Source organism: Vibrio sp. D173a, from assembly GCF_030248475.1.
Genome location: NZ_JAHGAH010001470.1, coordinates 1 through 674, shown reverse-complemented (window position 1 = coordinate 674; position 674 = coordinate 1). Strand labels below are relative to the sequence as shown.

1 pseudogene is annotated in these 674 nt (G+C 51.0%); it reads right to left on the bottom strand.

The window, feature by feature from the left end:
• Positions 1-674 (bottom strand): annotated as a pseudogene (locus KIV40_RS34140) (cation:proton antiporter); the annotation flags it as partial.

The following is a 674-nucleotide window of genomic DNA, read 5'->3' as shown; positions in this document are numbered from 1 at the left end:
CCAACCAAACCGACAACGGGCGCGCAAACAGAATCATACCGAAAGCCAATGCCAATGCAGGCAGTGCGATATCCATCAATGTCGATGGTGTGACCAATAAACCCAGCACCAAGAACATCACGATTTGACTTAACCAAGTCATGCCATCAAGAACATTAAGAATCGAATGTCGAGAACGCAATCGAATAAAGACCATCAGCCAGTTGTACTCGATTGATAAGGCTCCATAGAACCCAACCGCCACCAAGGCCGATAAGGGTGCCGACACCAAACTGCATCGCGAAGCTTTTCAGCAGGAAGTTCATGCCCATCTCAGCATCTGGGGTGCCAAGTAGCGCAATTAAGGTGACCGTTAAAAAGACCGCCATTGGGTCATTGGTCCCCGACTCTATCTCTAAGGTTGAGCCAACGCGCTCGTTGAGACTCTGCCCTTTAAGTAGAGAAAACACCGCTGCGGCATCGGTCGAGCCCACAATCGCCCCAACCAAAATACCCTGCATCAGTGACAGGTCGAATAGCCAAGCCGCCATTAAGCCCGTAAGAGTGGCGGTACAGGCTACGCCGATTGTGGCTAACGAAAGCGATGGCCAAAATGCGACTTTGAAGCTCGCTACCTTAGTGCGCATCCCCCCATCAAGCAGGATCACGGCAAGCGCTAAATTACTCACCAAGTA